The sequence below is a fragment of the Collimonas sp. OK607 genome (genome assembly GCF_900111995.1).
Lineage (GTDB): Bacteria > Pseudomonadota > Gammaproteobacteria > Burkholderiales > Burkholderiaceae_D > Collimonas.
Window position 1 is genome coordinate 166897 of record NZ_FOKF01000004.1, and the last position, 19865, is coordinate 186761.

14 protein-coding genes are annotated in these 19865 nt (G+C 56.9%); 8 read left to right on the plus strand and 6 right to left on the minus strand.

The genetic code is table 11. The features are described 5' to 3' along the window. Positions 1 to 235 precede the first annotated feature (235 nt). The 6 genes from BM029_RS04965 to BM029_RS04990 all read left to right on the plus strand — a co-directional run bounded on the left by BM029_RS04965 (position 236) and on the right by BM029_RS04990 (position 10866). Entirely contained in the window at positions 236 to 1750 is a 1515-nt protein-coding gene (locus BM029_RS04965; protein ID WP_170850982.1) for a glucan biosynthesis protein G, read from the plus strand. Further along, a complete protein-coding gene (gene mdoH / locus BM029_RS04970; RefSeq protein ID WP_371329082.1) occupies positions 1723 to 4341 on the plus strand; it encodes a glucans biosynthesis glucosyltransferase MdoH in 2619 nt (872 codons plus the stop codon). Before BM029_RS04965 ends, mdoH begins: the two co-directional genes overlap by 28 nt. 33 nt (positions 4342 to 4374) lie before the next feature. Beyond that, positions 4375 to 5970, plus strand: a complete 1596-nt coding sequence (locus BM029_RS04975) for an OpgD/OpgG family glucan biosynthesis protein (protein ID WP_092433191.1) — start codon at positions 4375 to 4377, stop codon at positions 5968 to 5970. A 204-nt stretch (positions 5971 to 6174) separates the two neighbouring features. Continuing rightward, positions 6175 to 8046, plus strand: coding sequence for an ABC transporter ATP-binding protein (locus BM029_RS04980; RefSeq protein ID WP_092433193.1), 1872 nt, complete (start codon positions 6175 to 6177; stop codon positions 8044 to 8046). 70 nt (positions 8047 to 8116) lie between these two features. After that, positions 8117 to 9412, plus strand: coding sequence for an efflux RND transporter periplasmic adaptor subunit (locus tag BM029_RS04985; protein ID WP_092433196.1), 1296 nt, complete (start codon positions 8117 to 8119; stop codon positions 9410 to 9412). Between the two features lie 11 nt (positions 9413 to 9423). Further along, the gene (locus BM029_RS04990; protein ID WP_092433198.1) at positions 9424 to 10866 is read left to right on the plus strand and encodes an efflux transporter outer membrane subunit; all 1443 of its coding nucleotides are present in this window, start codon (positions 9424 to 9426) and stop codon (positions 10864 to 10866) included. A 330-nt stretch (positions 10867 to 11196) separates the two neighbouring features. Here the strand turns inward: BM029_RS04990 and BM029_RS04995 are convergent, their stop codons facing one another. Continuing rightward, entirely contained in the window at positions 11197 to 11991 is a 795-nt protein-coding gene (locus BM029_RS04995; protein ID WP_092433267.1) for a thymidylate synthase, read from the minus strand. Between the two features lie 375 nt (positions 11992 to 12366). Here BM029_RS04995 and BM029_RS05000 point away from each other — a divergent pair, with 375 nt between their 5' ends. Together BM029_RS05000 and purU are read left to right on the plus strand one after the other, a co-directional pair. Then, on the plus strand, positions 12367 to 12894 hold the full coding sequence (locus BM029_RS05000; RefSeq protein WP_092433200.1) for a bactofilin family protein: 528 nt from the start codon (positions 12367 to 12369) through the stop codon (positions 12892 to 12894). Positions 12895 to 13152: 258 nt separating this feature from the next. Further along, entirely contained in the window at positions 13153 to 14022 is an 870-nt protein-coding gene (gene purU, locus BM029_RS05005) for a formyltetrahydrofolate deformylase (RefSeq protein WP_092433203.1), read from the plus strand. A gap of 109 nt (positions 14023 to 14131) precedes the next feature. Here purU and tal read toward each other — a convergent pair whose 3' ends face one another. From tal to BM029_RS05030, 5 genes are all read right to left on the minus strand, one after another. Beyond that, positions 14132 to 15067 carry a transaldolase gene (gene tal, locus BM029_RS05010; RefSeq protein WP_092433205.1) on the minus strand — a complete coding sequence of 312 codons (936 nt, stop codon included), beginning with the start codon at positions 15065 to 15067 and terminating at the stop codon, positions 14132 to 14134. A gap of 167 nt (positions 15068 to 15234) precedes the next feature. Next, a complete protein-coding gene (locus tag BM029_RS05015; RefSeq protein ID WP_092433206.1) occupies positions 15235 to 16380 on the minus strand; it encodes an ABC transporter ATP-binding protein in 1146 nt (381 codons plus the stop codon). A gap of 27 nt (positions 16381 to 16407) precedes the next feature. Continuing rightward, on the minus strand, positions 16408 to 17301 hold the full coding sequence (locus BM029_RS05020) for a carbohydrate ABC transporter permease (protein ID WP_092433207.1): 894 nt from the start codon (positions 17299 to 17301) through the stop codon (positions 16408 to 16410). Next, on the minus strand, positions 17291 to 18244 hold the full coding sequence (locus BM029_RS05025; protein WP_244544911.1) for a carbohydrate ABC transporter permease: 954 nt from the start codon (positions 18242 to 18244) through the stop codon (positions 17291 to 17293). Before BM029_RS05025 ends, BM029_RS05020 begins: the two co-directional genes overlap by 11 nt. A gap of 196 nt (positions 18245 to 18440) precedes the next feature. Continuing rightward, the gene (locus BM029_RS05030; protein ID WP_092433208.1) at positions 18441 to 19694 is read right to left on the minus strand and encodes an ABC transporter substrate-binding protein; all 1254 of its coding nucleotides are present in this window, start codon (positions 19692 to 19694) and stop codon (positions 18441 to 18443) included. Positions 19695 to 19865: the final 171 nt, after the last annotated feature.

The following is a 19865-nucleotide window of genomic DNA, read 5'->3' on the forward strand; positions in this document are numbered from 1 at the left end:
AATGGCACAAGCCTTGCATGGTTTTCGTGCGGGAGCAAAAGGTGTTGCCAATTAGTTTCTCGATGGACATAAAAAATTATAGAACACTGATAAACTATCGCCTACTCTCGATGCTGCCAGCACAGATGCGCACGAGCAGGTCAATTCAGCAGTGTCAGATGGGAATCCAATGCATTTAAATTTGTTTCAGCGGACGCGATCGCGTACGGCCGTATCCGTTCAGGCGCGGTTACGCATGGCGTTCTTGCCAGTTGCGCTGCCGGTTGCTTTGCTGCTGCCCCTGGTTGGCGGTAACGCATTCGCCTTCGATTTCAATTCCGTTGCAAAACAGGCAAAAGCTCTCGCGGCAAAGTCGTATAGCAAGCCAGAGAGCAATCTGCCAAAAGAAATCAGCAATCTCGATTATGAGCAATATAAGGACATTCGTTTTCGTCCGGAAAAATTTGCCTGGCGCAACCAGAAACTGCCGTTTGAACTGGCGTTCTTTCACGAGGGATACTCTTTCGATCAGCCGGTGAAGATCAATGAGATCAACGGCCAGAGCGTGCGTGAAATCCGTTTCGATCCGGATGACTTCGATTACGGCGGCAACAAACTCGATACGAACAAGCTGCGTGCGCTGGGTTTTGCCGGATTCCGGGTGCATTACCCGCTGAATACGCCTAAATATAAAGATGAAGCGCTGTCGTTTCTTGGCGCCAGTTATTTCCGCGCCTTGGGCAAGGATCAAGGCTACGGATTGTCGGCGAGAGGCCTGGCGATCGATACCGGATTGAGTTCGGGCGAAGAATTTCCTCGTTTCACGGAGTTCTGGATCGAGCGGCCGAAAGCTAGCGACAAGGAACTGACCATTTACGCCTTGCTCAACTCGCGCCGGGTCACTGGCGCTTATCGTTTTGTGCTTAAGCCGGGCGTAGATACGGTGGTCGATGTCAAAGCCCAGTTGTATCTGCGCGAAAATGTCAGCAAGCTAGGGCTGGCGCCATTGACCAGCATGTATCTGCACGGCGATAACCAACGCCCGCAAGGCGAGGATTACCGGCCTGAAGTGCACGACTCCGACGGTTTGTCGGTGGCCTCCGGTACGGGCGAGTGGATCTGGCGGCCACTCGTCAATCCGAAGCGGCTGTTGGTGACTTCTTATGCGCTGAGCAACCCGGCCGGCTTCGGTCTGATGCAACGCGACCGCAATTTTGCGGATTATCAGGATCTGGACGCCAGATATGAAAAGCGGCCTAGCGCCTGGGTCCAGCCCAAGGGTAACTGGGGCAGCGGCAGGGTAGAGCTGGTGCAGCTCCCGACGCCGGATGAAACCAATGACAACGTGGTGGCGTTCTGGGTGCCGGAAAATGCGCCCAAGGTCGGCCAGCCGTTCAATCTGGAATACACTTTGTCATGGCAGAAGGACGCTGATAAACGGCCTCCTTTGTCATGGGTGACGCAAACCCGGCGCGGCTTCGGTTTCCAAAAGAAGAACGACGACAACAGCATCGGCCTGGTGGTCGATTTTGACGGTCCGGTATTCAAGAAATTGTCTGACAAGGTGCAGCCTGAAGGCGTGGTCAGCGCCGACGACAATGGCAAGGTGCTGGAGACCAAGGTGGTCCGCAACGACGTCACCGGCGGCTGGCGCATGACGGTGCGCGTGCGCCGTAACGAAGACAACAAGCCGGTCGAACTGCGGGGATTCCTGCGCGGTGGCAGCACAACCTTATCTGAAACCTGGAGTTACATATTACCGCCCAACTAGACCGCGAGCAGTCGCCCGTGACGGGCCTGCCGGATATCTATGATCGCTATCTCGATCGCTTGCCGTTGTCGGCTGAGCGCCGGGCAAATTTGTCTGAACAGCTGGCCGTGAATGGGGCGACGTCGATGGCTGCGTTGCATCAGGTTTTGGCCAGCGATGCAAATCACGATGCAAAGGCGTTACTTGAGTTGGCTAGCGTCAATCCGGCTTACGGATCGGTTGCAGCCCGGCTGCAACTGGCTTTTGCGCAAACCGCAGGGCAAGCGGGCGCAGTCGAATTGCATCAAGCGCCGCAGATTAGTACCGATGCCGACGGCCGCACGCGCGTCGCCATCGCACCACCGTTACAGCGGACTCCGATCGTCGCCCATCCATGGGGAACCTTGAATCCATTGGTGCGCTGGATCGAAACCGCGAACAGGAAATTCGACCTGCGTCCGCGCACCAAACAGCGGCGTCATAAACCAGCCCAGGCAGCGCGTTCGGCCGAATTGCCAAAGCCGGAACCGTTGCCGGTGGTTGAGGCCGATAGCCAGGATCAGCATCGCAGCACGTCGCGCGGCAATCTGCGACGCATCGTGTTGTTGCTGTTGATGTTGGCGCAGACTGCATTGGCGACATATTTCATGAGCGCGGTGTTGCCGTATCACGGCGACAAGCCGCTGGAAATGGTAACGCTGGGTTTGTTTGCCTTGTTGTTTTGCTGGGTGTCAGCGGGCTTCTGGACCGCCATGGCAGGCTTCCTGGTGCTGATGCGCGGCACCGATCGTTACGTGATTTCACGCGAAGATGCGGCGCCAGGACCGATTCCGGCCAGCGCCAGGACCGCGATCGTGATGCCGATCTGTAACGAGGATGTGACCAGGGTATTCGCCGGCTTGCGCGCTACCTACGAGTCGGTTGCCGCCAGCGGAGAACTGGATCGTTTCGATTTCTTCGTGTTGAGCGATAGCGGCGATAGCGATATCTGCACTGCCGAACTGGACGCCTGGGCCAGCCTGTGCCAGACCTTAGGCGGATTTGGCCGGATCTTTTACCGGCATCGGCGCCGTCGTGTCAAACGCAAGAGCGGCAATATCGACGATTTTTGCCGCCGTTGGGGCGGCAACTACAGCTACATGATCGTGCTTGATGCGGACAGCGTCATGAGCGGCAGCTGCCTGACTACGCTGGTGCGTTTGATGGAAGCCAATCCCACCGCCGGGATTGTCCAGACCGCGCCGCGCGCCGCCGGCCGCGATACCTTGTACGCGCGGATTCAACAGTTTTCGACGCGTGTATACGGCCCCTTGTTTACCGCCGGCCTGCACTACTGGCAGCTAGGCGAATCGCACTACTGGGGGCACAACGCCATCATTCGCCTGCAACCGTTCATGGAACATTGCGCGCTGGCGCCGCTGCCGGGCGAGGGTGCGTTGGCAGGCGAAATCCTGTCGCACGATTTCGTCGAAGCAGCGTTGATGCGTCGTGCCGGCTGGGGGGTCTGGATCGCCTACGACCTGGCCGGCAGCTATGAGGAAATGCCGCCCAACCTGCTCGACGAACTGAAGCGCGACCGCCGCTGGTGCCAGGGCAACCTGATGAATTTCCGCTTGTTCCTGGCGCGCGGCATGCATGCCGTGCATCGCGCGGTGTTCGTGACCGGCGTCATGGCCTATCTGTCGGCGCCGCTGTGGTTCTTGTCGCTGATGTTGTCGACGGTATTGCTGGCGGTGCATACGCTGGTGGCGCCGGAATATTTCGTGAGTCCCGGGCAGTTGTTCCCGGTGTGGCCCGAGTGGCATCCGGAACGCGCCTTGGCCTTGTTCACGGCTACCGCCACCTTGCTGTTCCTGCCTAAAGTGTTGAGCGTGGTGCTGATCTGGGTCAAGGGAGCGCGCGAATTCGGTGGCGCCTTGCGCCTGACTGCCAGCATGATCATGGAACTGTTGTTCTCGATGCTGCTGGCGCCGGTGCGCATGCTGTTTCACACGCGCTTTGTGATTGCTGCATTCCTTGGCTGGGCAATCAGCTGGAAATCGCCACCGCGCGAGGATGCCGAAACCAGTTGGGGTGAAGCGGTTCGACGCCATGGCGGCCATACGCTGCTGGGGCTGGTGTGGGGCGGCGCCGTGTATTGGCTGGAACCGGGATTCCTGTGGTGGTTGCTGCCTATCGTCGGCTCGCTGATGCTGTCGATTCCACTTTCGGTATTTTCCAGCCGGGTCACGCTCGGCCGTAGCTTCCGCCGTGCGCGTTTGTTCGTGATTCCGGAAGAGGTCGATTTACCGTCCGAACTGGCAGCCACGACGGTCTATAACGACAACGGCAAAGTATTGGCGAAATTTAATGACGCAGTGATCGATCCGGTCATGAATGCCCTGGTGTGTGCGGCGGTGACCGCACGCCCGGCGGTGCCGGCAGCCACCCTGGCGGCGCGTGCAGCACTGCTTCAGGCAGCATTGAAGGGCGGCCCGGATGGTTTGTCGCCGCGTCAGAAAAATGCTTTGCTGGATGACCCTTTGACACTGTCCCAGCTGCATTTCGATATCTGGAATTCGGAGCAGGCTAACCGGCGCTGGCAATCGCTGCCGGTTGTTGCCGCACCTTGAGCAAGCTATCGTTTCAATCAATCTAGGAGCACCATGTTACGACGTGATTTTCTAAAAGCGTCGGCGGCACTCGCTGCCGCCGGCTTCCCGGCAAGTTCGCTACTGGCCGCCGCAACAGCGCCAGAGCAATTGAAATTTCTGGGGCAGCCGCAAGCCTTCGATTACGCCTGGCTTAAAGGCCAGGCGAGGCAACTCGCCGGCCGGCCATATAAAACACCGGAAAACCATATTCCGCCTGAGGTCAAGGCGCTCGACTGGGATCAATACCAGTCGATCAGCTATCGTGACGGCCATGCTTTATGGGGCGACGAGAAACTGCGGTTCCAGGCCAAGTTTTTCCATCTCGGCCTGTTCTTCAAAAGCCCGGTGCAGATCTACGAAGTGAAGAACGGCCAGGCGCAAGAACTGGCTTACGATCCGGCGATGTTCAATTACGGCAAGAGCGGCCTGAAAGCCGGTCACATGCCGAAAGACCTCGGCTTTGCCGGGTTCCGGGTGAATTTCCATACCGACCTGGAACGCGATATCACGGCGTTTCTGGGCGCCAGTTATTTCCGCGCGGTCGGCGCCGAATGGCAGTACGGCCTGTCGGCACGTGGCCTGGCCATCGATTGCGGCATGGAAAAGCCGGAAGAATTTCCAATCTTCACCAGCTTTTGGCTGGAGCGTCCTGCCAAGGATTCCAACAAGCTGGTGGTCTACGCACTGCTCGATTCGCCTAGCGTATCCGGCGCCTATCGCTTCGAAATCCAGCCGTCGGCCACCATGGTGATGGATGTGGACGTGGCGCTCTATCCGCGCAAGACCATCGAACGCATGGGCGTGGCGCCGCTGACCAGCATGTTCCAGTACGGTGAGAACGACCGCCGCATCGGCGCCAGCGACGACTGGCGTCCGGAAATCCACGACTCCGACGGCTTGGCCATGCAGCGTGGCAATGGCGAATGGATCTGGCGGCCGCTGACCAATCCCGAGCATCTGCGTTTCAACGCTTATCAGGATGAGAGTCCGCGCGGTTTCGGCTTGTTGCAGCGGGACCGTAATTTCGATCACTACCAGGATGACGGCGTGTTCTACGATCGCCGCCCAAGTTTGTGGGTAGAGCCGAAATCGGGCTGGGGCAAGGGCGCGATCCAATTGGTGGAAATCCCTACCGCGGATGAAACCTTCGACAACATCGTCGCATTCTGGAATCCCGCCGAGAAGCCGCAAGCCGGCCAGGAACGATTGTTCGCATATCGCCTGCATTGGGGCAGCAAGATGCCGTTCTCGCCGCCGCTGGCGCAAGTTGTGGCGACCCGCACCGGCATGGGTGGCGTGATCGGCCAGAAGCGTGCTTATTACTCACGGCGTTTTGCTATCGATTTTTCTGGCGGCGACCTGGCTTTACTGGGCAAGGATGCCAAGGTGACGGCGAAGATCGTCGCCTCGCGCGGCAAGGTGGAAATCAGCTCGGCGCGCCCGCTCGATGCCATTCATGGTTATCGCGCCATGTTCGATTTGAAGCCGACCGATGACAGTGTCGAACCGATTGATATACGGCTCTATCTGGCTGCAGACGGCCAGCCGCTGAGCGAAACCTGGTTGTATCAATGGACGCCGCCGGCGCCCGCCAAGCGTACATACTAAAGCAGGCCTCGCGCAGGGTGGGCAGGTCTTTGCGCCCACCCTGCGCGATAACCGGAGTGCAGGCTTGCGCTGCACGGAAATAGGTATGTGCGTGAAGTGAGTTCACGCGTGGGCACACGTGCCCACCCTGCGAGCGCCTGACAGATTTACAATATACTGTTGGGCTTGGGCATTTTTTTGCCCTGCCTATTTTGGAGTATTTCCATGTTTGGATGGTTCGAAAGACTGTTGCATCCATATCCGGATGCCGTCATGACACCGCCGCCGCGCGGTTTTTTTGCGTTTGTCTGGGCCTGCACCAAGGGTTTGCGCCCTTACATTATTGCCATGACCTTGCTGACCGCCGTTACCGGTGCGTTCGAGGCCTTGTTGTTCGCCATGATGGGGCGGATTGTCGACTGGCTGGGCCACGTCGAGCCGTCGACTTTGTGGGCCCATGAGAGTGGTAATCTGCTGTTGCTGGCCGGGATATTGCTGGCAAGTCCGATCGTTGTCGCCTTGCAAAGCATGTTCAAGCAGCAAGCGCTGGCAGGTAACTTCCCGATGTTGTTGCGCTGGAAATTCCATCGCCTGATGCTGAATCAAAGCATGAATTTTTATCAGGACGAGTTCGCCGGCCGGGTTGCGACCAAAGTCATGCAAACCTCGCTGGCGGTGCGCGATGTCTGCATGATCCTGTGCGACATCCTGGTATTCGTTGTGATTTACTTTTTCACCATGGTGGCGGTGGTAGGCAGCTTTAACGGCTGGATGCTGGTGCCGTTCCTGAGCTGGCTGGTGTTGTATGGCCTGGCCTTGCGTCACTTTGTGCCTCGCCTGAGCAAGGTTGCCAAGGCCCAGGCGGATGCGCGCTCCCTGATGACCGGCCGGATTACCGATGCTTACACCAACATCGCTACCGTCAAGCTGTTCTCGCATGCAGGCCGCGAAGCCGGTTATGCGCGTTCGGCGATGCAGGAATTCTTGCAGACAGTGCACGGCCAGATGCGGCTGGTGACCGGTTTTGAAATCGTCAACCACGTCTTGAGCATGTTGCTGATCCTGAGCACTGCCGGTGCTGCGCTCTGGTTATGGACCCAGGGCCAGGTAGGTATCGGCGCGGTAGCTGCGGCGACGGCGATGGCATTGCGCCTGAACGGGATTTCGCATTGGGTCATGTGGGAGTTTGCCTCGTTGTTTGAACAGGTCGGTACGGTACAGGACGGTATCAATACTTTGTCGCGCCCGCATGCGGTACAGGATCAAGCCGATGCAAAGCCGCTGCACGTGAAGCAAGGTACGGTGGATTTTGAGCGCGTCAGTTTTGCCTACGGCGGCCAGCGGCCGGTGATCGATCAGTTGTCCCTGCATATCCGTCCCGGCGAAAAAATTGGCCTGGTCGGCCGTTCCGGCGCCGGCAAATCGACCATCGTCAACTTGCTGCTGCGTTTCTACGACGTTGAACAAGGCCGCATACTGATCGACGGCCAGGACATTGCCCACGTCACGCAAGACACCTTGCGGGCGCAGGTTGGCATGGTGACGCAGGATACTTCGCTGCTGCATCGTTCGGTACGCGACAACCTGCTATACGGCCGCCCTGACGCCACCGACGCGGACATGCTGGTGGCGGCGCAACGGGCGGAGGCGCATGAATTTATCCTGACCCTGACCGACCCCAAAGGCCGCACCGGTTACGATGCCCATGTCGGCGAGCGCGGCGTCAAGCTGTCCGGCGGTCAGCGGCAGCGGATTGCGATCGCGCGCGTGATGTTGAAAGATGCGCCCATCCTGCTGCTGGATGAAGCGACCAGTGCGCTCGATTCGGAAGTCGAAGCGGCGATTCAGGCTAGCCTGTACCGGCTGATGGAAGGCAAGACAGTGGTGGCGATTGCCCACCGGCTGTCGACCATTGCCGCCATGGACCGCCTGGTCGTGCTCGACAAGGGCCGTATCGTGGAAGAGGGCGATCACCGCAGCTTGCTGGAACGCGGCGGCCTGTACGCACGCTTGTGGGCGCACCAGAGCGGCGGCTTCCTGGGGGAAGAGATAGATGAAGATGAGTTGCCGGGCGAGACTCAGGCTGTGTTAGCTTAAGACGAACAAGAAATTGTACGTTGCCACTGAAATTTGATGAATCCTGAGTTTGTACTTTGAGTTTGCTCCAATGACTGTTGAACCGACCGATAAATCTGCTTTGCCATCCACTCTCGGCCACTCCGGCCGGCGCTGGCTGACCGCAATCCTGGCGCTTCTGATTGCACTGGGAGCGGGATTCCTGGTATGGAGAGCGTTCTGGCACAAACCGCCGCCGGCGCCCAAGCCGGTGCCGGTCCCTTTGCAGACTGAGGTGGTACGGCGCGGTGATATCGAGCAAGCGGTGTTTGCCAACGGTAAATTGCAATTGCATAAATACAGCGATGTCGTGGCCCAGGTGTCGGGCCAGATCAAGGATGTGCTGGTGATGGTGGGCGACGACGTCAAAGCCGGCAAGATGGTGGTCGAGATCACACCGACCTTGCCGTCGGCGCGGCTGGAAAGCAATCGCGCCCAACTGGCCAGATTGCAGGCGGAGCTGGCAGACCAGCGGGCACAGCTGGATTTTGCCGAACTACAGTACAAACGCCAGACACAGTTGAAAGCGGAGAACGCCACGCGTGAGGAATCCTACGAATCCAGCCGAATGAGCATGTATTCCGCATCGGCCCGGGTTGAGGCGATCAATGCCCAGATTCGCCAGATCGAGGCAACCTTGAAAGACGACGAAGAGACCCGCAGCCACACCCAGGTGCTGGCGCCGATTAGCGGCACCGTGGTGTCGGTAGCAGCGCGCACCGGCCAGATGATCAATCCGGGCCAGACAAATGTACCGCTGATGCGGATTGCTGATTTGAGCCGGTTGACGGTGCAGGCCCGTGTGGCGGAAATCGACGTGCCGCTGTTACGCAAAGGGATGACGGCGTATTTCACAACGCCCGGCTACCCTGGCAAACGCTGGTCGGGCAAATTGCGGCAGGTGATCCCGGTACCTGCTGATGTCTCAGGCGAACAAGGCAAGCAGACTTTTTATAATGTCTTGTTCGAAGTCGATAATCCGCAAGAGGAACTGATGAGCGGCATGAGCACGCAAGTGCGCTTCGTGCTGGCGCAGGCGCACGATGCCGTGATATTGCCGGTGAAATTGTTGGATAAGCCGGAAGTCGATGGCAGCTACATGGTGAATGTAGCTGGCGCCAATCCGAAAGCTAACCCGCAAGCTAGTCCGCGCAAGATAAAAATCGGTATTCGCAATGACCAGGTAGCGCAAATTTTGACGGGACTGGAGCCTGGTGAGCAGGTGGTCGTCCCTGCGGCGACCGCAGTGATTGCAGCGGCGCCGATCCCTGCAACGGCCCCGATGCCCGCGCCGACGATGAAAAATGCCGCACCGCCACCGGCTGCATCGGCACCTAAAGCGCATTGAGGGAACTGCAAATGAATTATTTCTCTCGTCGCCGCTGGCCCGCCGCTGCCGCTTGTGCAAGCGCATTGCTGTTGCTGACAGCATGTGCCAGCCAGATTGAGATCCGGGAGGCGACTCCCAGCGTCGAAGTTCCCCAGAGCTGGGATCTGTCCGCCAACAACGGTGAGCAGGACTGGCCCGACAGTAGTTGGTGGAAGCTGTTTGGCAGCGACGAGTTGAGCCTGCTGGTGACACAAGGGCAGGCCAGCAATCTGGAAATTGCCGCTGCCATATCGCGTGTGCGGCAGGCCGAGGCGCAAGCGCGGATTGCCGGCGCACCGTTGTTGCCGAACGCAGATTTTTCAACCAGCGTTAATCGCGCACTGCCGCTGGCCTCCAGCGGCAGTGCTGTTACTTCAACCAGCGGTTTGGTTGAAATTGGCTACGAAGTTGATTTCTGGGGTAAAAACAGAGCAGGGCTGGCAGCCGCCGAAGCGTCTTTGCAAGCGAATCGTTATGACCGGGAAACGGTGGCGCTGACCGTCACCAGCGGCATCGTATCGACATATCTGCAGGTGTTGTCGCTGCGCGACCGCATCGAAATTGCCCAGAAAAACGTCGACAATGCAGAGCGCGTGCTGAAACTGGTGGCGGCGCAAAGCCGCGCCGGCTCGGCATCGCCGCTGGATCTGGCGCGGCAGCGCTCGGCGGTGGCCGGGCAGAAGGCCGTGATTCCCGATCTGAAGCAACAGGAACGTGAAGCGCAGACTGCGCTGGCGATTTTGCTGGGGCGGCCGCCCCAGACGTTTACCGTCAACGAACCTGGCCTCGCAAAGATTCTGCTGCCGCAGGTGACCCCGGGTCTGCCGTCGGAATTGCTCTCTCGCCGCCCGGATATCCGTCATGCCGAAGCAGAGCTGGCGGCAGCCAACGCCAACGTTGCTGCGGCGCGCGCCGCCTTGTTTCCCAGTATCCGTCTGACCGGCTCGGCTGGCGGCCAAAGTAATGCTTTGCTGTCGCTGTTTAACGGCCCCAATATGCTAGCCAACCTGGGTGCGGGACTGGTCGCACCTATTTTCGACGCCGGCCGTCTCAACAGCCAGCGTGACCTGGCGATCGCGCAGAAGCAGGAGTTGGTGCAGATCTATCGTTCGACCGTGATTGCCGCGCTGTCAGAAGTCGACACGGCGTTGGGACAGATCCGCAGCCTGGATGAACAACGCCAGTTGAAAATCACGGAAATGGAGCAGGCGCGCTTTGCTTTCGACCTATCCGAAATTCGCTATCGCGTCGGCGCGGAGGATTTGATGACGGTACTGGATACCCAGCGCTCGTTGTCGGAAGTACAGAACGAACTCGGCCAGATTAAGCTGAAGCGCCTGAAAGCCACCGTGTCGCTATACAAAGCCTTGGGTGGAGGCTGGCAAGATACGCCTTCCGCCAAACCTGCTGCCGAGCCAACGCGAGGCAGCTAATACGCTGGGTGCGTAAAAGCAAAATAGAAATGTCCGCTTTATGAATGGGGCTTTACGGTCCACGCGACAAGCAGCCCGAACTAACCGGGGTCAGAGTGAACTTTCGCATGCCTTACCGCCGAAACTTCACTCTGACCCCGCTTAGTGGACCACGGAGCAGAAGCAGTAAAAACGGAAAGAACCAAACCGGCGATAAGTGAACTACCTTACTCCGTAGCCGTGATGTGAGGTCGGAGTCAAGTTTCGCGATAAAGCCTGCGAAAGTTGACTCCGACCCCAGATCACTAAGTCGACGATTCGCAACCGAATGGCGCCCCTGATCTCGGAAGCCTACACTGCCACCGGCGCCTTGATGTGCGCCTGCGGGTGATAATCGACGATATCAAAATCCTCAAAACGATAATCGAAAATCGACTCCGGATGGCGCTTGATTTCCAAACACGGCAGCGGGCCGGGTGTGCGTGACAACTGCTCTTCGACTTGCGCTGTGTGGTTGGAATACAAATGGCAATCGCCGCCGGTCCAGATAAAATCTCCCACTTCAAGCCCGCATTGCTGCGCCATCATATGTGTCAGCAAAGCATAGGAAGCGATGTTAAACGGCACCCCAAGGAAAATATCGGCGCTACGCTGGTACAACTGGCAAGACAGCTTGCCGTCGGCCACGTAAAACTGAAAGAAGGCATGGCAGGGCGGCAGTTTCATCTGCGGGATATCGGCCACATTCCAGGCCGAGACGATCAGCCTCCGCGAATCCGGATTGCTCTTGATTTGCTCAACCACTTGCTTGATCTGGTCGATATGCTCGCCACCCGGGGTTGGCCAGGAGCGCCATTGATAACCATAGATCGGCCCCAAGTTGCCGTCGGCATCGGCCCATTCGTCCCAGATTTTTACATCATTGTCTTTTAGATACTGGATGTTGGTAGAGCCGGCCAGAAACCAGATCAGCTCATGGATGATCGATCGCAGATGCAGTTTTTTAGTGGTAAGCAAGGGAAAGCCGTCTTGCAGATTGAAACGCATCTGGTAGCCGAATACCGAGCGGGTGCCGGTGCCGGTGCGGTCGGTCTTGACGGTGCCATGTTGTTGCACATGACGCATGAGATCTAGGTATTGGCGCATTTTTTTCTTGATAACGGAAACGGATTCCAAGATTGTAACGCATTGCCGCCACAGGTTTGCCGGTTGAGCGCATGCCGGCATTGTCATAGAAATATCAAGCGTGTGCTTATGCTTGTCTTGTGATTATTTATCGTACGCGAAGAAGATAAATGATTGATAATCAAAAGCTAATGGAATCGATTTTTCCAGTTGCAGCATCTGAGCGACGGTTACAAATTAATGATTTTAAGCATGAACTTTTTGCGGACGATCTTCTCGAAAGCTGGAGACCTCAGTCTTATACCTTTGTCTAATCCAGGTATTTGCTTATCTTATTTTCATTTTTATGTGACAGCGCTGGCCCATTAGTGCACGCAACACCATTCAGGAGATCCCATGCTTAAATCAGATACATTTTTCGGCGGCAAGCGCGAAACACCAACACCTAATTCACCATTCAGTGCCAGCAGCAACCTGACTTCCGGCGGTACCTCCAACATTCCAAAGGCTAGCAATCCTGTGAGCACTCCAGTCAATCACTCGTCATCGAGCACCAATGAAGTTGGCAGCAAACTGATCGTCGGCCCGAACATAAAACTCAAGGGCGTTGAAATTACCGATTGCGACACCTTGGTGGTAGAAGGCCGGGTTGAAGCGACAATGAATTCGCGCGTCATCCATATCGCAGAAAAAGGCGCATTCAAGGGTTCGGCTGAAATCGACCTGGCCGAAATCTACGGCGAATTCGATGGCGACCTGACTGTTCGTGAAAAGCTGGTGATTTATTCGACCGGCAAGGTTTCCGGCAAAATTCGTTATGGCAAAGTTGTCATCGAAGAAGGCGGCCAACTGACAGGTGAAGTGCAAGTCGGCACCAGCAGCCCAGCCAGCGTCAAGCCAGCTGCGGTTACTGCCGTAGCATAAGGTTCACTTCGAGTTAGCGTCGGGTCGGCCTCCGGGCCGGCTGGCCTTGGCTATACAGCGCAAGGCGAACAACCAGTCCGGCCGTGGATAGCCGCCGGGGCTATCTGGGCGCGCGTGGCGTGCTTATACCTAGCTGTTTGTCCCCAATTAACCAGAGTGGCGTCAAAGCCGCCCTGGTTTTTTTGTCATGTGCAGGCAGGCATGCGACAATAGCGCTTTTGGCTCACCGCTACAGCGCTTCCCGCCTCACACAAAATCATGAGCTATCCAGAATACATACTCACCTTGTCCTGCCTCGATCAGCGCGGAATCGTCCATCGCGTCTCCGGCTTCCTGGCGGACCACGGTTGCAATATCATCGATTCAGCCCAGTTTGGCGATGCCCAGTCCGCACTGTTTTTCATGCGTGTGCATTTCTCCTCCGAGGATGCAACGATTACCGATGAGCGCCTGAGGGCAGAATTTTCCACTCTCGGCGATACCATGCAAATGCATTGGCAATTGCATGATGCGCACAAGAAGCCGCGCATGATGCTGATGGTGTCGAAAATCGGCCATTGCCTGAATGATCTGCTGTTCCGCTACAAAAGCGGCTTGCTGCCGGTAGAAATTTCGGCGATCGTTTCGAATCACACCGATTTTTATCAACTGGCCGCCAGCTATAACATTCCGTTCCACCATCTGCCGTTGGCCGCGGGCGCTTCAGCTGCAGCCAAGCAGGCGCAGGAAGCGCGTGTGATGGAGATCGTCGAGGCCAATAATATCGATCTGGTGGTGTTGGCGCGTTATATGCAAATCCTGTCGCCTGCCATGTGCAGTGCGCTGACGGGGCGGGCAATCAATATCCATCATTCCTTCCTACCTAGTTTCAAAGGCGCCAAACCTTACTACCAGGCACATGATCGCGGCGTGAAGCTGATCGGCGCCACAGCCCATTTCGTCACCGGCGATCTGGATGAAGGTCCGATCATCGAACAGGACGTGGCACGGGTTGACCACGCGATGGAGCCTGAGACCTTGACCGCCATCGGGCGCGACGTTGAATGCGTGGTGCTGGCGAGGGCGGTGAAGTGGTTTATCGAACACAGGATTTTGCTCAACGGGCACAAGACGGTGGTGTTCAAGTAAACAAATAAGTAAGCAAATAAGTAAGCATGCAAGAAAAAATGGTCCCAATTCACATTGGGGCCATTTTTTTATGACAATGGAGCGATGCGCGGGCTTGCGCAGGCGATCATCAACGCAAAGCGTCTACCAGTTTTTCCAGCTTGACTGCGTCGGCGCTGAACTGGCGTATTCCTTCCGCCAGCTTTTCGGTCGCCATTGCATCGTCGTTCAACATGGTGCGGAAAGTGATTTCGTCCATGTCGATTTTTTCCTGAGTGCTCAGTTGCGCAGCTTCCGGGCTCAGCTTGCGGCTGACCGGAGCGTCTCTTTCCGCCAGTTTCTGCAGCAAGTCGGGACTGATGGTGAGCAGGTCGCAACCGGCCAGTTCGACGATTTGGGACGTATTGCGGAAGCTGGCGCCCATGACTTCGGTGGCGTAGCCGTATTTGCGGAAATAGCTGTAGATCTGTTTGACCGACTGCACGCCTGGATCGTCGGCGCCGGTGTAATCCTGGCCGCTGGATTTCTTGTACCAGTCGTAGATACGGCCGACGAATGGCGAGATCAGCTGCACGCCAGCTTCGGCACAGGCAATCGCCTGTGGCAATGAAAACAGCAAGGTCAGGTTGCAATGGATGCCGGCCTTTTGCAGTACTTCGGCAGCGCGTATGCCTTCCCAGGTAGAGGCGACCTTGATCAGCACGCGTTCACGGTCTATGCCGGCGGCTTCGTACAGCTTGATCAGGGCGTGCCCTTTGTCGATGGTACCTTGGGTATTGAACGACAGGCGCGCATCGGTTTCGGTTGAAACCCGGCCCGGGATGATTTTCAGGATCTCCTTGCCGAATGTGATCAGCAAATGATCGATGATGTCGGTAGTCGATTGCTGGCTGTGCGCCTTCACGGTCTGGCTCAGCAGCGGCTGGTATTCCGGCTTCTGCACCGCTTTCAGGATCAGCGACGGATTGGTGGTGGCGTCGCGCGGCGCAAACGCCTGGATGGACTGAAAGTCGCCGGTATCGGCAACGATGGTGGTGAATTGCTTGAGTTGTTCGAGTTGGTTCATGGCAGCGTAGAAAAACAGAACTGTTAGTCGGAACGACAGCGGGATACTTCCCAGCCATTCTACGCAATTTATGCTTGCACAACACAAATGGACCGATGAACAGGTGCCAGATCAGCAATACCTTATATTCTGATCTGGCCGGTCTGCGTCACCGGCCTATGTCACCTTCAGCGAATCCGGTCCTCAGTCTCGGCATCAAACAGAACCGCCTTCGACAGGTCGAACGCCAGCTGCATCTTATCCTTAGGCTTAGCCGCAGCACGTGGATGCGTACGGCAAGTTACGCGGGCGTTATTGAAGTTGGTAAACACCAGCGTATCCGGGCCGGTAGGTTCAGTCAGCTCAACCGTGCAGCCGACTTCCGTCGGATGATAGTTGCCGTTGCTGTCATGGGATTCCGAGCCGCGTGCGCTTTGCGCGTCGGTGACGTGTTCCGGACGGATGCCGAGGATGATTTCGCGGCCGATCCAGGAAGCGATTTTCGGATCTTGCGCTTGCGCCGGCGCCAGCGGCAACAGGGTTTTTTGCCCTGCATGCTCGAGTTCGAATGCCGGACCATGGCCATTCGCCACCAGGTTGCCGCGCATGAAATTCATCGACGGTGAGCCGATGAAACCAGCCACGAACAGGTTGCTAGGGTTGTCATAGATCTCTTGCGGGCTACCGAACTGCTGCACCACGCCGTCTTTCATCACGGCGATACGGTCGCCCAGGGTCATCGCTTCAATCTGGTCATGCGTGACATACACGATGGTGCTGCCCAGGCGCTGATGCATCAGCTTGATTTCCGCGCGCATCTCGACCCGCAGCTTGGCATCCAGGTTGGACAGTGGTTCATCGAACAGGAACAGCGATGGATCGCGTGCGATCGCACGGCCCATGGCGACCCGCTGGCGTTGTCCACCGGACAACAGCGCCGGCTTGCGATCCAGCAGATGCGTGATTTGCAGCGTAGTGGCGACGCGGTCGACGATCTGCTTTTGTTCTGCTTTCGGTACCTTGCGGATGCCCAGGCCAAACGAAATGTTCTCACGCACGGTCATGGTCGGATACAGGGCGTAGGACTGGAACACCATGGCGATGTCGCGCTCTTTCGGCGGTACATCGTTGACGCAGCGGTCGCCGATCATGATCTGTCCCTCGGACACCGTTTCCAGTCCGGCAATCATGTTCAGCAGGGTTGATTTGCCGCAGCCGGAGCCGCCGACCAGGATCAGAAACTGGCCGTCTTCGATTTCCAGGTCGATGCCCTTGAGGACTTCATTACCGTTCGGGTAAACCTTGCGCACATTGCGAATTGATAAGCTTGCCATTATTAAATCATTCCTTAAATTTTATTCTCAACCCTTGACCGCACCAGCAGTCAGGCCGCGCACAAAGTATTTGCCAGCCAGCAGATACACCACCAAGGTCGGCAGCGCGGCAATGATTGCCGCCGCCATGTTGACGTTGTATTCGGTGACGCCGGTAGAGGTATTCACCAGGTTGTTCAACGCCACCGTGACCGGTTTTGCATCGGAGCCGCCGAACACCACGCCGAACAGGAAGTCGTTCCAGATTTGCGTGAATTGCCAGATGAAGCAGACCATGAAAATCGGCAGCGACAACGGGAAAATGATTTTGCGATAGGTCATGAAGAAGCCCGCACCATCGATTCTTGCCGCCTTGACCAGCTCTTCCGGCACCGTCACGTAGTAATTGCGGAAGAACAGGGTGGTAAAGGCGATACCGTAGACGATATGGACAAATACCAGGCCGGTTGTGGTGTTTGCCAGGTTGACGGTGCCCAGCAGGCGCGCCATCGGCAGGATCACTACCTGGAATGGAATGAAGCAGCCCACCATCAAGGCCGTGAACAGGATTTCCGAACCGCGGAAGCGCCAGTGCGCCAGCACGTAGCCGTTAAGCGAACCGAGCAGGGTCGATATCAAGACGGCCGGGACCGATATCTTGATCGAGTTCCAGAAGAACGGCTCCAGGCCGTTACAGTCGACACCGGTACACGCGGTGCTCCATGCTTTGCTCCAGGCAGCGCCGGTCGGCGCCATCGGCAACGACAGCAAATTACCGGAACGGATTTCGTCCAGGGTTTTCACCGACGTACTCAACATCACATACAGCGGCGCCAGATAGTACAGTGCAACCAAAACCAGCAGGGCGTAAATCACTACGCGGCCGGCGCTGAGCTTGCTGTTTTCGTTATAGATAGTGTTGCTAGTGCTGTTAGCGGCCATTGCGCGCTCCTTTGGTTTCCAGGTACATCATGGGCACCAGCACTGCGAGTACGGTTGCCAGCATCATCATGGCCGAGGCTGCACCTACGCCAAGCTGACCGCGTGAGAAGGAGAATTGATACATGAAAATTGCCGGCAGGTCGGAAGAGGTTCCAGGGCCGCCTGCGGTCAGCGCCATGACCAAGTCGAAGCTCTTGATCGCGATATGGGCCAGCACCAGCAACACGCTGAAGAACACCGGCCGCAGCGCCGGAATCACGATGCGCCGATAGATGGTCGGCAAGCTGGCGCCGTCGACCATGGCCGCTTTGATGATGCTGTCGTCGATGCCGCGCAGACCGGCCAGGAACAAGGCCATCACGAATCCGGATGATTGCCAGACACCCGCGATCACTACCGTATAGATCGAAAAATCGGAATTCACCAGCCAGTCGAAATGGAAATTGGCGAAGCCCCAGTCGTGCATCATTTTTTCCAGGCCCAGGCCCGGATTCAAAATCCACTTCCAGGCGGCGCCGGTAACGATGAACGAGAGCGCCATCGGATACAGGTAGATCGCGCGCAATGCACCTTCGCCGCGGATTTGCTGGTCCAGGAAGATCGCCATGATGAGGCCGATGGCCAGGCAGAACAGAATGAATAAACCGCCGAAAATGCCCAGGTTGGCGGCAGCAACCCACCAGCGATCCAGGCCGAACAGCGTGACATATTGATTGAAGCCGGAAATTTCGTAGTTCGGCAGCATCCGTGAATTGGTAAACGACAGCCAGGCGGTGACGCCAATGAAGCCATAGACAAAGACCAGTGACAGGATGATGGTGGGCGACAATACGATGCGCGGTAACCAGGCATCGGCGATTGCCGCAATGCGCCCTTGCTGCTTGGGCGTGTTGCTTGAACTCCCGACAGCGGCAGCTGTATAGGGGAGGGTGTGATCGGACATGCAAGTCTCCTGAAGCAGGATCAGAGCCGGCGCGAGAAGCAAGGCATAGCAGCAGTGGCGCTGCCATGTCTTCCTGCGCGGCGGGCGCCGAAGACGATCTTACTCGCTTCGGCCCCTGCTCTTATTACGCTATTGAACAAATGATATGTAGATGATATTTGAGCAACATATATCAACAACTATCAAGCAATTACACTTATTGCGTCTTTGCCGCTTTTGCCAGGGCCTGTACCGCAGCTTGCGAGGTCATATTCGAATTCATGAACTTGGAAACTACGTCAAGAATAGCACCTTGCACCGCTGAATTGACTGCCATGCCATGCGCCATGCTTGGCTCCAGCGTGCCGGCTTTGCTGGACGCAGCCATGTCGTCCATCGACTTGATGGCGCAGCTGTCGAATTTTGTGCGCGGGACATCAGGACGCACAGGGATCGAACCCTTGTTCAAATTGAAGACTTCCTGGAACTCAGGACTCATGATGGCAGTTGCCAGTGTCAGCTGAGCTTTTTGCGAATCAGGATTCTTGACCTTGAACATGGCGATCGAATCGATGTTGTAGGTGTACGACTTGTCGGTGCCAGGTGCCGCTACGCACAGGAAATCCTTGCCTGGTACTTTGCCGGCAGCGGTGAATTCGCCTTTAGCCCAGTCTCCCATGAATTGCATGCCGGCCTTGCCGTTGATGACCATCGCGGTCGCCAGGTTCCAGTCGCGGCCTGCTGCGTTCTTGTCGATATAGCCCTTGATCTTGCCCAGGGTATCGAAGGTCTTGATCATGGTTGGGCCGGTCAGGGTTGCCGGATCCAGCTTGACCAGTGCCTTGTTATAGAAATCGGCACCGCCTACGCCCAGCGCAACGGTTTCAAATACGGTCGCATCTTGCCAAGGCTGGCCGCCGTGGGCGACAGCGACGAAGCCGGCTTTCTGGATCTTGTCTGCGGCATCGAAGAATTCAGGCCAGGTAGTTGGTGTTTTGGCGCCGGCTTTTTTCAGGACTTCAGGATTGATCCAGAGCCAGTTGACGCGATGCACGTTGACCGGTGCTGCTACATAGTGGCCTTGGTACTTCATGGTGTTGGAGACGACCTTAGGCAACAGCGAATCCCATTTGCCTGCAGTAGCTGCAGCATCGATATTGGCCAGCACGCCTTCTTGACCCCATTCCTGGATCGACGGGCCTTTGATCTGCGCCGCTGTCGGAGGGCTGCCGGCGATGACGCGAGCTTTCAGTGCGGTAGTTGCGTTTTCACCAGCGCCGCCGGCAACCGCAAAATCCTTCCAGGTCACACCCTTGGCTTCCATGATTTTTTTCAATTCGGCGACCGATTTGGCTTCGCCGCCTGAAGTCCAGTAATGAAGTACTTCCACTTCTGCCGCGTGAACTGCGGCGGCGCTGGACAGCAGCGCTGTAGTTGCGAATACCGATTTTATTATTTGACTCAGTTTCATTCTTGTCTCCTGGTTCAGTTGTGTTTGCGATGAATGCTTACGATGAATACTTAATTACCTGAATGGTACTAAAGGCACTACTTTCTTACTCTCACTTCAAACCTCTACACACACATTGGCGATTCATTGCTGCAGGACACTATCCTTGCACATCATCTGAATCCTGCGCAA